The following is a 12304-nucleotide window of genomic DNA, read 5'->3' on the forward strand; positions in this document are numbered from 1 at the left end:
CAGCGGCTTCAGCCCCTGGGCGCCAATGCCCCCCACGCCACGGTCACTTCACCCTGCCGCCAGCGGCCCGGCGCGTCCGTCACCGGCCAGTCCGCGGTGAGGGCGCGCACCGTGCGCAGCCAGCGCTGCCGGGCGCCGTACGCGGCGTACGGCGCGGCCGCCGCCCAGGCGCGGTCGAAGTCGCGAAGGAAGGCGTGCACCGGCTCACCGGGCACATTGCGGTGGATCAGCGCCTTCGGCAGCCGTTCGGCGAGGTCGGAGGGGCGGTCCAGGGAGCCGAGCCGGGTGGCGAAGGTGACGGTCCGGGGCCCCTCGGGCCCGAGCGCCACCCACACGTGCCGCCGCCCGATCTCGTCGCACGTCCCCTCGACCAGCAGCCCCCCGCGCGAGCCGCCGCCCGCCGGGGCCAGCCGCGCGCACAGCCGCTCCCAGACGGCGGCGACCTGGTCCTCGTCGTACTGGCGCAGCACATTCGCCGCGCGGATCAGCAGTGGCCGCCCGGCCACCGGGACCTCGAAGCCGCCGTGCCGGAAGACCAGCCCCTCGCGCTCGTACGGCCGCGCCGCCGCGACCCGCTCCGGCTCGATCTCGATGCCGATGACCCGGGTGCGAGGGGCGGCGGTGCGCAGCCTGCCGAGCAGTTCCACGGCGGTCCAGGGGGCGGCGCCGTAGCCGAGGTCGACGGCGACCGGCTCGGCGGCGCGGCGCAGCTCGGCGCCGTGGACGGCGGCGATCCAGCGGTCCATGCGGCGCAGCCGGTTGGGATTGGTGGTGCCGCGCGTCACGGTCCCCACGGGACGGAGGGTGGATGCGCGGGTTGCCATGAGTACGAGGGTAAAGGGGTGCGGAGCCGGGTCGAGGGGGTACCGGGCCGGGTCGAGGGGTACCGGGTCGGGACCAGGCGGAGGCAGGGAGATCACCGGGCGGAGGCAGGGAGATCGAGGAGGCCGGGTTGAGTCGCCAAGGTAATGATTCGGTAAAGCGGCTTGATCCGGAAATGACCGGCCCCCAGCACGCTGTTGCACCCCCGTGGAGGGCGCAGGCGAGTCCTCCGCCCGGCATGCCCGCAGCAAGGAGGACCGCCACGTGAGCCAGTACGCCAGCAGGCTCGGGCGCCGCTCCCCGTCCGCCGCGCCCCGGCTACGGCTGCTCCGCCGGCCCCGCAGGGTCGCGATGCTCTCCGTGCACACCTCACCCCTGCACCAGCCCGGCACCGGCGACGCGGGCGGTATGAACGTCTACATCGTGGAGCTGGCCCAGCGGCTCGCCGCGCTCGGCATCGAGGTGGAGGTCTTCACCCGGGCCACCGCGGGCGATCTGCCGCCCACCGTCCAGCTCGCCCCCGGCGTCCTGGTCCGGCACGTCGACGCGGGCCCGTACGAGGGCCTCGCCAAGGAGGAGCTGCCCGCCCAGCTGTGCGCCTTCACACACGGCGTGATGCAGGCATGGGCCGGCCACCGCCCCGGCTACTACGACCTGGTCCACTCCCACTACTGGCTCTCCGGCCACGTCGGCTGGCTCGCCGCCCAGCGCTGGGGCGTCCCCCTGGTGCACGCCATGCACACCATGGCCAAGGTCAAGAACGCCCATCTGGCCGTCGGCGACCGCCCCGAGCCCGCCGCCCGGGTCATCGGCGAGACCCAGATCGTCGCCGCCGCCGACCGGCTGATCGCCAACACCGACGACGAAGCCGGCGAACTGGTCCGCTACTACGACGCCGACCCCGGCTCGGTCGCCGTCGTCCACCCCGGCGTCAACCTGGAGCGCTTCCGCCCTGCCGACGGCCGGGCCGCCGCCCGCGCCCGCCTCGGGCTGCCCAAGGACGCCCTGATCCCCCTCTTCGCGGGCCGCATACAGCCCCTGAAGGCCCCGGACGTGCTGCTGCGCGCGGTGGCCGTCCTCCTCGACGAACGCCCCGAACTGCGCTCCAGGATCCTCGTGCCGGTCGTCGGCGGGCCCAGCGGCAGCGGCCTCGCCAAGCCCGAGGGCCTCCAGAAGCTGGCCGCCCGGCTCGGCATCGCGGACGTCGTACGGTTCCGCCCGCCCGTCGGCCAGGAGCAGCTCGCGGACTGGTTCCGGGCCGCGTCCGTGCTGGTCATGCCGTCCTACAGCGAATCCTTCGGGCTGGTCGCCATCGAGGCGCAGGCGGCCGGCACCCCGGTGCTCGCCGCGTCGGTCGGCGGGCTGCCGGTGGCGGTGCGCGACGGCGAGACCGGCTTCCTGGTCCAGGGGCACGAACCGGCCGACTACGCGCGCGTCCTCGCCCGGTTCGCCGACGACCAGGCGCTCACCACGCGCATGGGCGACGCCGCCGCCCGGCACGCCCGCTCCTTCGGCTGGGACGCGGCGGCCGCGGCGACCGCCGACGTCTACACGGCCGCGACCCAGTCGTACCGCCGTCGCGTACGCTCCCACCATGGGTGATGTCGAGAAGGCCGGACAGGTCCTGGAGGCCGTCTTCCAGGACGCCGAACTGGAGTGGGAGAACCCCGAGACCGGGACCTACGTGGTCAAGCTGCCCGGCACCCACAAGCTGTCCACCACCGTCTCCTTCCTCGTCGGCCGGCACTCCCTCTCCCTCAACGCCTTCGTCGTACGCCACCCCGACGAGAACGAGGCGGGCGTCCACCGCTGGCTCCTGGAACGCAACCTCAAGCTGTACGGCGTGAGTTACGCCGTCGACCGCCTCGGCGACGTCTACGTCACCGCGCGCCTCCCGCTCGCCTCCGCCAGCCCCGACGAGATCGACCGCCTCCTCGGCCAGATCCTGGAGGCGGCCGACGGCGCCTTCAACTCCCTTCTGGAGCTGGGCTTCGCGACCTCCATCCGCAAGGAGTACGCCTGGCGCGTCTCCCGCGGCGAGTCCACCCGCAACCTGGACGCCTTCAAGCACCTCATCGAGCGCCCTGTCGAATGAAGTCCAGAGGCTACGAGTTTCGGCGCGTCCCACTCCGATAGCGGCCCGGCGGCACCCCGACCAACCTGCGGAAGTGGCGGGTGAGATGGGCCTGGTCGTAGAACCCGGTCAGGGCCGCCACCTCGCCGGGCGGCAGCCCGTCCAGCAGCAGCCGGCGGGCCCGGCCGACCCGGCGTGACATCAGGTACTGGTGCGGTGCGATGCCGTACGCCCCGCTGAACGCCCGTACGAGATGGGCCGGATGGGCGTGCAGCAGCCCGGATGCCTCCGCGAGCGAGACGCCGTCGGTGAGCCGGGAGTCCAGCAACTCCCGCAGCTTCCGCGCGAGTCCGGGTTCCCGGCGGAGCCCCGGCGGCTCGACGCGCCGCCGCAGATGCCCCCGCAGCCGTTCCCCGACGAGGGTCAGCCTGCTCTCCGCCTCCAGCTCGTCGCCGGGGCGGGCGAGGGCCGCGTGCAGCTGCCCGACCCGCAGGCGCAGCACGGGGTCGCGCAGATCGGGTCCGTCGACGGCCGCCCCGATCAGCTCCTCGCCGAGCCGGCTGCTGTCGAGGTAGACGACCCGCTTGCGGAAGCCGCCCGGGGTCGCCGGGGAGCCGTTGTGCGGCACGTGCGGGGGCAGCAGGCTGACCGTGTCGAGCGGGGTGCCGTGCTCGTGCCGGTCGAGGTCGTAGCGGACCGCGCCGTCGTCCACGATGAGCAGGGTCCAGGCGTCGTGGACGTGCATCGGATAGGCGTACTCGGTGAAATGGGCGTGGAAGACCTCGGTGACGCCCGGCACCCGGGGACGCCACGCGCTCACTTCCGCGCCCGGCTCGCCCGGGGCCCCGCGCGCCGCCCTGCTCACGGCCCTGCTCGTGGCCATGCAAACAACGTACAAGACCGCGCCGGGCGGGGACCGGCAGTCTCGTCCCATGAGCACCCCGACCCCCGCCCCGGTCCCCTCCCGGCCCGCCGAGCCCGTCCGCTTCGACACCAAGATCGCCGTGCTGCTGCGCGCGGACCTGGCCTCCTGGCAGCGGCTGAACGTCACCGCGTTCCTGGTCAGCGGCCTCGGCGCGACGCTGCCCGAGGTGGTCGGCGAGCCCTACGAGGACGCGGACGGCACCCGGTACCTGCCCATGTTCCGGCAGCCGGTGCTGGTCTTCGAGGGCGAGAAGGAGACCCTGCGCGCGGCCCACGGGCGGGCGCTCGGCCGGGCCCTGCCCTGCGCCGTGTTCACCGCGGACCTGTTCGCCACCGGCAACGACCGCGACAACCGCGCGGCCGTGCGCGCCGTACCGGCGGCCGATCTGGACCTGGTCGGGCTCGCGGTGTACGGCCCGCGAGGCGGGGTGGACAAGGTGCTGAAGGGGGCGCGCATGCACCCCTGACGCGCGCCCCCTCCAGGGGATGCGGCCGGACCCCCGTACCGGCCGCCCCCCGCCCCCGGTCCGCGGCGGTCAGCCGAACATGCCGGGCTGGTAGTCGCCCGCGGGCTGCCGCACGATGACGTTCACCCGGTTGTACAGGTTGATGACCGCGATCAGGCCGACGAGGGCGGTGAGCTGCTCCTCGTCGTAGTGCCGGGCGGCCTCCGCCCAAGCCTCGTCGGTGACCCCGCCGGCCGCGTCCGCGATCCGGGTGCCCTGCTCGGTCAGCTCCAGCGCGGCACGCTCGGCCTCCGTGAACACCGTGGCCTCGCGCCAGGCGGCGACCAGGTGCAGCCGCCGCGCGCTCTCCCCGGCGGCCTCGGCGTCCTTGCTGTGCATGTCGGTGCAGAACCCGCAGCCGTTGATCTGGCTGGCCCGGAGCTTCACCAACTCCTGTGTCGCGGCCGGGAGAGTGGAGTCCGACAGCACCTTTCCGGCCGAGTTGACGTACTTGAGGAACGTGCCGGCGACGGGGTTGGTCATCAGGTTCAGACGGGCGTCCATGGCGATGTGCTCCTGTGTGGGTCGTACTGCTCGTGCTGGCTACACCTCATGGACGGAGGGGGCGCGGGGAATGTGACAAGGTCGACTGTGACCCCCGTCACATGGTCGGGGTGGGCTCTGGGGCGGTGTCACCGGCGGCGGAGACGACCACCGGCCCGTCCGCCGTACGGCCTTCCGTCTCACGACCCCGATCGCCGAGCCCGCGCATCAGCAGGGCGTAGCCGAGCCCGGCGACCATCCCCAGGACGGCGCACATGACCCACAGCCACCGCGCCCCGAACCGGTCGATGACCTGGCCGGACATCAGGGGCGCGACCAGGGCGGCGACGGACCAGGACAGGGAGTACACGCCCTGGTAGCGGCCGCGGCCGTGGACGGGGGAGAGGCGTACGACGAGACCGGTCTGGGTCGGCGCGTTGACGATCTCGGCCAGGGTCCACACGCAGACGGTGGCCATGAAGACGCCGACGGACCCGGCGAAGGCGGTGAGCCCGAAGCCGTACCCGGCGAGGACCGAGGAGACGACGAGCAGGGTGCGCGGGTCGCGGTGCTCGATGAACCGGGTGACGGGGATCTGGAGGGCGACGATCAGGACACCGTTGACGGCGATGGCGAGGCCGTAGTCGGCGGGCGTGAACCCGGCGCGGCCCATGGCGACCGGCAGGGCGACATCGCCCTGCATGAAGATCAGGGCGACGAGGAAGGACAGGCCGACGACGGCCATGTAGCGCCCGTCGCGCAGCACGGTACCGAGGCCGACCTGGGGCTCGTCCTGGTGGACCGGGGCGGTGGGCCGGGACTCGGGCACCTTCAGGAAGACGACGAGCGCGCAGGCGGCCGTCATGCCCGCCTCGATCAGAAAACCGGCGAGATAGCTGAACTCGGCGATGAATCCGGCGCCCGCGGCGGAGACGGCGAACCCGAGGTTGATGGCCCAGTAGTTGAGCGAGAAGGCCCGCACCCGGTCCTCGGGCCGCACGATGTCCGCCATCATCGCCTGCACGGCCGGCCGGGAGGCGTTGGACGCCATGCCGACGAGGAAGGCGACGCCGGCGATGGCGACCGGGTGGGTCATGAACCCGAGCAGCGCGACGGAGGCGGCGGTGGCCGACTGGGCGACGAGCAGGGTGGGCCGCCGCCCGACGCGGTCGGCCAGCACCCCGCCCACGAGCGAGGCCACGACCCCGCCCAGCCCGTGCAGGGAGGCGACGAGCCCGGCGTACGAGGCGGAGTAGCCGCGGTCGAGGGTGAGGTAGAGGGCCATGAAGGTGGCCACGAAGGCGCCGAGCCGGTTGACGAGGGTGCTGGTCCACAGCCACCAGAACTCACGGGGGAGCCCGGACACGGCTTCCCGGGCAGCGCGTCCGAGACGGGCGGCGGGCATGAGGGGACCCCCTGGAGTGGTAAGTGGCTGATGGCGCTCGCACAACTTACTAAGGGGGTCTGACATCGACCAGCGGATTAACAGTCCCCCTGGCGCCCCCCTTCTGCGTCCCGCGCACCGGTCGTCCGCGTCGGCGCCCGGGGGCCGTGGATTACGCTCTGAGGCATGGCCGACGCACCGTACAAGCTGATCCTCCTCCGCCACGGCGAGAGCGAGTGGAACGCGAAGAACCTGTTCACCGGCTGGGTGGACGTCAACCTGAACGAGAAGGGCGAGAAGGAGGCGGTCCGCGGTGGCGAGCTCCTGAAGGACGCCGACCTCCTGCCCGACGTGGTCCACACGTCCCTCCAGAAGCGCGCGATCCGCACCGCCCAGCTGGCCCTGGAGGCCGCGGACCGCCACTGGGTCCCGGTCCACCGCAGCTGGCGCCTGAACGAGCGCCACTACGGCGCCCTCCAGGGCAAGGACAAGGCGGCCACGCTGGCCGAGTTCGGCGAGGAGCAGTTCATGCTCTGGCGCCGCTCGTACGACACCCCGCCGCCCCCGCTGCCGGACGACTCGGAGTTCTCCCAGTTCGACGACGCGCGCTACGCGACCCTCCCGCCGGAGCTGCGCCCCAGGACCGAGTGCCTGAAGGACGTCGTCCTGCGGATGCTCCCCTACTGGTACGACGCGATCGTCCCCGACCTCCTGACCGGCCGCACGGTCCTCGTCGCCGCCCACGGCAACTCCCTGCGCGCCCTGGTCAAGCACCTGGACGGCATCTCCGACGCCGACATCGCGGGCCTGAACATCCCCACGGGCATCCCCCTCGCCTACGACCTCGACGCCGACTTCAAGCCCCTCACCCCGGGCGGCAAGTACCTCGACCCGGAGGCGGCTGCGGCCGCGATCGAGGCGGTCAAGAACCAGGGCAAGAAGAAGTAGTTCTCGTGATGACGCCCCTCACCTGTGCGTTCACGCATATGAGGGGCGTTTTCCATGTCTCGGGCCGACTTTGCAAGGGCCCCGCTCAGGCCCCGCTTCCGGCAGCATCTACGCCGAACTCCGCAGCCAGCCGCCGTAGCCCTTCGGAGGGTGGTTGGCTCATGAGCAGCAGATCTGCCACGAGTTGCTTGACGGACGACAGGGTGTTCACCAACTGGGGTGACAAGTCCTTGGCTTCCGACAGAGTTGATACGGCGTCGTCCACTTGCCGACGCTGGGCGTGGGCTCGGGCGACGTCGAGGTGGAATCGCGCCTGTCGCTCCTCGGACAGCACCGATACATCGGCCTTCCGCGCGGCGCGAAGAGCCATTCCGGCGTCTCCGAGGCCGACTGCGACGGACACCTCGTGCACCGACACGTTGGCCGGACCGAACTCGGTGTTGTAGTCGTTGCGTCCCTCGCCGACCTGTTCGGCCAGGTCGTGGGCGGTGCGGAGGTGCGTGTACGCATCCTCGGCCAGGTTCAACCTGGAAGCAGCGAGGGCCCGTTGCAGTGTCAGGGCACCGCGCAGCGCCACCGCCTCGATCTGCTCGGCTCCGTCCAGGGGAACCAGTGCCTCGGCAGCGCTTCCGGAGACCCAGGCTGCCTGCTCGAAGTGACGCGCACCGAGGAAGACGATCGACAGGCGGAACGCACCGGCGGCCATCAGCAGGGGATCACCGGCCCGCTCGGCGACAGCCACGGCACGGTCGATCGCGACCCAGGCGGCCTCCGGCTCCGCCATGTTCGCGAGCGCGGCACCGAACGCCTGGTAGGTGCCGGCGAGCAGCCGGAAGATGTCAGCCTGTTCCGCTCCGGTGGTGGCTCGGGCGGCGGACTCCAGCCGGGGCACGAGTGTCTCCAGCAGTTCGGTCAGGTCGGCATAGGCACCTTGGTGGGCAAGCGCCCAGGCCCGCTCGACCTCCGTACGAAGCGCTGTCACATCCGCGGGCGCGCCATCCCGTTCCCGGCCGACGAGCGCCTTGAGGGCATGCGGGGCACTGAGCAGCAGGCGCAGGCGGTCCGCCCCGCTCGACGTGTCTTCGGCTGCCGTGGCCATGAGGGGCGCCCCGGCCGCCAGTTCCGCCACCGGTACGCCCAGGACGTCGGCGACCTTCCCCAATACGGTCATCCGGTCGATGCGCCGCACGCCGCGCTCCACCTGCGACAGCCAGGCCTCGGAACGGCCCAGCAGCGCGGCGAACTCCTTCTGCGACAGCCCGCGCCGCTTGCGCCCGGCGGCGATCCTGCGGCCGAGCGCCTGCTCGTAGTCACTGCTCAACGCGCACGCCCTTGCCGGAGACGAAGTCCAGGCGGTCGACCTCCGTGTCGGAGAGGTACTGGTCCCGCTCGGCGAGGAAGAGACGGACATAGTCCTTCGCCTCGTGCTCCTGGAAGGCGTCCTCGTCTCGGTAGAGCTCGTAGAACACGCGCTCCAAGGGGCGGCCGTCAACACGGTGCACGGCGTAGATCACCGTTCCGGGCTCGTGCGCACGAATGTGCTCACCCGTCCGCTCCACCAGGTCGTCGAACGCGGCCGCGGCCGCATCGTCCTTGCAGGTGAAGCGCACCATCAGTCCGAACATACGAGGTCCTTCCTCCGTCGGCGTCCACGCCGGCCACCAGCTTCAGGGCGACGTTATGCATCTCGGCACCCGTACGAAAAGTGCGGGTTCGCACTCCTCGCTACCCGTACTTTTAGTACGGTGCCGGTACTGATTCTACGGCTCACCTGCTCCACTCTTGCCGACGGGTCGCTCTGCCCAGGAGAACAGCAGGTCATCGCCCATGGAGGACGCCATGCCCACTCATCGACGCAGCTTCCCCGGGGACCCCAAGGAACTTCATGCCGCCCGTAGGTGGACGCGCGCGATGCTGGACGGCCACCCCTGCTCCGAGGACGCCGCGCTGGTCGTGACCGAACTCGGCACCAACGCCGTCGTGCACACCGCCAGCGGCAACTCCGGCGGCACGTTCCATGTGGCGCTCACCGTCTCTCCGCTGGCCGTCGTCATCGAGGTGACCGACTCCGGCACGTCCGAGACCAGCCCCCGGGTCCAGCGTCCGACTCTCGAATCGACCCACGGCCGAGGTCTCGGCATGGTCGCCGCACTCGCCGACCGGGTCAGGATCCAAGGCGGCGACCCCGGCCGCACCGTCACCGCCGAACTCGACGCGCCTCTCCACTGCCAGGAGCCGACGCCCCAACCCGTGCGAGCTCAGGGCCTTTTGCCGTGACCAGCACGCTGCGCCGCGGTTACTGGTGCGCGTGCTCGACCGAGTCTCTTCGCTGGCCGCGAGGAGGACCAGCACTTCTCGCCGCGATCGACGCGTACTCGGCATGGCAGGCCGACCGGTGGGTCGCGGTCGCCCTGCGGACGATCTCTCCGGCCCTCGACGCGGCCGCTTCCGACGAGGCATGGACATGGCTGCACGCTGGCCGCCTGGAAACCCGCCGATCACTACTGCGCCGCGAACCCTGCACGGTGACCATCACCCACGCCTACACCCGCATCATGTGGACAATCCGCCCAGTACTCTTCCCGCCTCTCGCGTCCCGCCAAGACGCCGAAGTCCGGTCATGCGCAGATGCCTTCAGGCTGCGCTGCGCGGAGTGAGTTGCAACTTCTCCTACCACTCTGAGGTGACTCGCTCCGCTCCTCGGAGTGCAGGCACGATCTCTGGCCGGGCCCGCACCCCTGCCTCGGCCCCGGCCGACGCCCATGCAGCGGTCACAGCATGCAGCCACTCGACGCCAGAAGGGGTTCGTTGCGGCTGGGGCGCCCAGCTTCACGGAGCTGCTTTGGCGCGAGACTCGAAGATCATGGCCCCGACCCTGTGTTTGTCGGACAGGTCCACAGGCTGCCCGTCACGTCGGGGGGTTATGGAGCCATGATCGCACGCGCCAGAGCAGCTCCAGGCAAAAACTGCTACACCGAGTTTCGGAGAGACAGCCCCACTCAAGGCTTGGGCGTCCTAGACTGCCTGAAAGTCCGGGTACTGCCCTGGGGGGTTCGAATGTCTGCGAAGAGTGAGATCCGTAAAAGTGACATCACAGCACTCGCGTCTCGCGTAAACAAGAAAGCCTATGACAAGTATCTCCGACGCCTCAGGATGGTAAAGCTGCGCGGATTCTCCAATCGAGAAGTGACATTCGACTTTCCTGTAACTGCGCTCGTAGGGCCAAATGGTTCAGGGAAGACAACAATTCTCGGGGCAGCGGCTCTTATTCACCGCAAAGTCCTACCTCGACAGTTCTTCGCGAAGAGCGGCAAGTATGACGACAGCATGAAGAACTGGAGGGTTGAGTACGAAATCCTCGACAAGCGTGAACAAAGCAGCGCAACCATCAGCCGAACTGCCAGTTATCTGAAGGCTAAGTGGAATCGTGACGCTGTTGAGAGGGACGTTCTGACCTTTGGCGTAAGCAGGACCCTTCCGGCAAGCGAGCGCAAGGAGCTTTCTAAATTCATCGGTGGTAGCTTCGAGGGGTTCTCAGAGGAACAGCTCACAGAGCCTGTAATTGAAGCGGTAGAGTCGATTCTCGGAAAGGACGCCGGAAGCTACCTCCGTGTCAGCGCACGCAGCGGCGACCTATCGATTTTCGCTTCCTTGCCCTCAGGGGATGGCGCAGGCTACTCTGAATTTCATTTTGGGGCGGGTGAGGCTAGTGTCATCCGCATCGTCTCGCAGATTGAGTCAAGCGCAGATAACGCCTTGATCTTGATCGAAGAGATCGAAAACGGGCTGCATCCTGTAGCCACTAGACGCCTCGTTGAATACCTCATTAAGGTAGCCAAGAGGAAGTCGTGCCAAGTAATATTTACTACACACTCCAACGACGCCCTGTTCCCGCTGCCGAATGAAGCTGTCTGGGTGGCTTATCGTGGAGAGGTTAAGCAAGGCAAGCTTGATGTAGCGTCATTGCGTGCTCTGACGGGGCAGATTAACGCTCGACTTGTAGTTTTCACAGAGGACCGATTCGGCGAAATGGTGGCAGACGTTACCCTGCGAGCCTACTGTCAGAAGCATGGAATCGACCGATCGGGGATAGAAGTGCATAAGCTAGGCGGAGCTGCTCCTGCGCGAGATCACACTCGATTCCATAATTCGAGCCCTGCCCGACGTTTCTTCGCCATTGCACTTCTTGACGGGGATAAGCGGGCCGAATCTGGGTTTGCGCCGCAGAAACTCAATCTGCCTGACGAGGCTGTAAGTGATGAAAATAGCCCGAGCTCGGATGATCTACTTTTCATTCCGGGTGAAGATTCACCGGAAGCTTACATCATGGACCGAATCCTTGAAGGGTTTGATTCTATCCCCAACCTCCTAGGTAAACTTGCGATCTCGTTGCATCTAGATACTTTTATGCAGGAACGGGTGCGGGAAGTTGTAACGCAGCGCGCGCTCACAAACCACGATCGCCACAATATCTTCGCTCAAATCGGTGAGGATCTTGACTTCCTAAGCGAAGACCTCGTGCAGCGTGCCTTCATCACGACTTGGTCGTATGCATACCCTGACGATGTTGATCTGATCTGGGATCCTGCTGGCGATCTGCTGCGGTTGAAGGAGTAGGCGCGCAGGCATGCAGAGTCCCGCCAAGTCCCGCACCACAACCTCATTAGAACGACCGGGGAGCAATGAGGAATCACGGTAGGCGCACTCGTCGTTGATGAGGCCGCAACCTGGTCGTTGTTAGAGATCAGCGCCTTGCTCAGCCGCGAACGATCGCAGTTTTCAAGCTGAGTGCGACAGTCTGGGCCGTGTCTGGGGCAACCGAGGATGCTCATCAGCCGCCAAGGACGACTAGGGCGTCGCCCTCGTCTTGGGCCATCCAGTCAGCGAGGTAGATGAGTTGGGAGGCGACGGCGAAAATTCGCGACCGATGGCCTCGGTGAGTGCCCTTCCTGCCAGATTGCGCCGTCCGGTCGAGGGCGAGGTGGAGGTGCTCCTCGTCGGCGGCGTCGAGATCACCGAAATGGGAGAGGACCATGCTGGATTCGTGGGCCCAGCGGTCTGGGGAGTAGTGGGCTGCCCAGCAGTCACTACCCGCGGCAGCCGCGCTGCCGATGGCCGTCTCGGGCATGGTCAGATTCTGGGTGCCATGTGCCGGTCGTCGTT

The 12304-nt window shown here is 68.8% G+C and carries 14 protein-coding genes; 7 read left to right on the forward strand and 7 right to left on the reverse strand.

Translation table 11 applies throughout. The features are described from left to right. Window positions 1-8 precede the first annotated feature (8 nt). Window positions 9-824 (reverse strand): class I SAM-dependent methyltransferase, encoded by an 816-nt coding sequence (locus QHG49_RS19085; RefSeq protein WP_301490461.1) that lies wholly within the window; start codon window positions 822-824, stop codon window positions 9-11. Window positions 825-1086: 262 nt separating this feature from the next. Between QHG49_RS19085 and mshA the strand changes: the two genes are divergently transcribed. Both mshA and QHG49_RS19095 read left to right on the forward strand, forming a co-directional pair. Next, complete coding sequence (mshA, locus tag QHG49_RS19090) at window positions 1087-2424, forward strand: D-inositol-3-phosphate glycosyltransferase (RefSeq protein ID WP_201300597.1); 1338 nt, start codon at window positions 1087-1089, stop codon at window positions 2422-2424. Then, window positions 2417-2917: a YbjN domain-containing protein gene (locus QHG49_RS19095; RefSeq protein WP_301490463.1), complete on the forward strand. Its 501-nt coding sequence runs from the start codon at window positions 2417-2419 to the stop codon at window positions 2915-2917. The genes mshA and QHG49_RS19095 overlap by 8 nt, the downstream gene beginning before the upstream one ends. Window positions 2918-2927: 10 nt before the next feature. On the opposite strand, the gene QHG49_RS19100 is transcribed toward QHG49_RS19095, so the two are convergent. After that, window positions 2928-3779: an AraC family transcriptional regulator gene (locus tag QHG49_RS19100; RefSeq protein ID WP_159702647.1), complete on the reverse strand. Its 852-nt coding sequence runs from the start codon at window positions 3777-3779 to the stop codon at window positions 2928-2930. A gap of 49 nt (window positions 3780-3828) precedes the next feature. On the opposite strand from QHG49_RS19100, the gene QHG49_RS19105 reads away from it, so the two are divergent. After that, window positions 3829-4287 carry a DUF2000 domain-containing protein gene (locus QHG49_RS19105; protein ID WP_236576337.1) on the forward strand — a complete coding sequence of 153 codons (459 nt, stop codon included), beginning with the start codon at window positions 3829-3831 and terminating at the stop codon, window positions 4285-4287. Window positions 4288-4356: 69 nt separating this feature from the next. On the opposite strand, the gene QHG49_RS19110 is transcribed toward QHG49_RS19105, so the two are convergent. Continuing rightward, the gene (locus tag QHG49_RS19110) at window positions 4357-4830 is read right to left on the reverse strand and encodes a carboxymuconolactone decarboxylase family protein (RefSeq protein ID WP_159702644.1); all 474 of its coding nucleotides are present in this window, start codon (window positions 4828-4830) and stop codon (window positions 4357-4359) included. 97 nt (window positions 4831-4927) lie between these two features. Continuing rightward, window positions 4928-6214 (reverse strand): MFS transporter, encoded by a 1287-nt coding sequence (locus tag QHG49_RS19115; protein WP_301490466.1) that lies wholly within the window; start codon window positions 6212-6214, stop codon window positions 4928-4930. Window positions 6215-6379: 165 nt separating this feature from the next. On the opposite strand from QHG49_RS19115, the gene QHG49_RS19120 reads away from it, so the two are divergent. Then, window positions 6380-7141: a phosphoglyceromutase gene (locus QHG49_RS19120; protein WP_301490468.1), complete on the forward strand. Its 762-nt coding sequence runs from the start codon at window positions 6380-6382 to the stop codon at window positions 7139-7141. Window positions 7142-7226: 85 nt separating this feature from the next. Here QHG49_RS19120 and QHG49_RS19125 read toward each other — a convergent pair whose 3' ends face one another. Then, on the reverse strand, window positions 7227-8462 hold the full coding sequence (locus tag QHG49_RS19125) for a helix-turn-helix domain-containing protein (RefSeq protein ID WP_301490470.1): 1236 nt from the start codon (window positions 8460-8462) through the stop codon (window positions 7227-7229). Next, complete coding sequence (locus tag QHG49_RS19130) at window positions 8452-8766, reverse strand: putative quinol monooxygenase (RefSeq protein WP_301490472.1); 315 nt, start codon at window positions 8764-8766, stop codon at window positions 8452-8454. The genes QHG49_RS19125 and QHG49_RS19130 overlap by 11 nt, the downstream gene beginning before the upstream one ends. A gap of 214 nt (window positions 8767-8980) precedes the next feature. Between QHG49_RS19130 and QHG49_RS19135 the strand changes: the two genes are divergently transcribed. From QHG49_RS19135 to QHG49_RS19145, 3 genes are all read left to right on the forward strand, one after another. After that, the gene (locus QHG49_RS19135) at window positions 8981-9418 is read left to right on the forward strand and encodes an ATP-binding protein (protein ID WP_301490473.1); all 438 of its coding nucleotides are present in this window, start codon (window positions 8981-8983) and stop codon (window positions 9416-9418) included. Beyond that, window positions 9415-9798, forward strand: a complete 384-nt coding sequence (locus QHG49_RS19140) for a hypothetical protein (RefSeq protein ID WP_301490474.1) — start codon at window positions 9415-9417, stop codon at window positions 9796-9798. The genes QHG49_RS19135 and QHG49_RS19140 overlap by 4 nt, the downstream gene beginning before the upstream one ends. Before the next feature lie 274 nt (window positions 9799-10072). Further along, window positions 10073-11758: an ATP-dependent endonuclease gene (locus QHG49_RS19145; RefSeq protein WP_301490475.1), complete on the forward strand. Its 1686-nt coding sequence runs from the start codon at window positions 10073-10075 to the stop codon at window positions 11756-11758. Between the two features lie 214 nt (window positions 11759-11972). Here QHG49_RS19145 and QHG49_RS19150 read toward each other — a convergent pair whose 3' ends face one another. Continuing rightward, on the reverse strand, window positions 11973-12269 hold the full coding sequence (locus tag QHG49_RS19150; RefSeq protein ID WP_301490476.1) for a hypothetical protein: 297 nt from the start codon (window positions 12267-12269) through the stop codon (window positions 11973-11975). Window positions 12270-12304 lie beyond the last annotated feature (35 nt).

It is taken from the genome of Streptomyces sp. WP-1, from assembly GCF_030450125.1.
Lineage (GTDB): Bacteria > Actinomycetota > Actinomycetes > Streptomycetales > Streptomycetaceae > Streptomyces > Streptomyces incarnatus.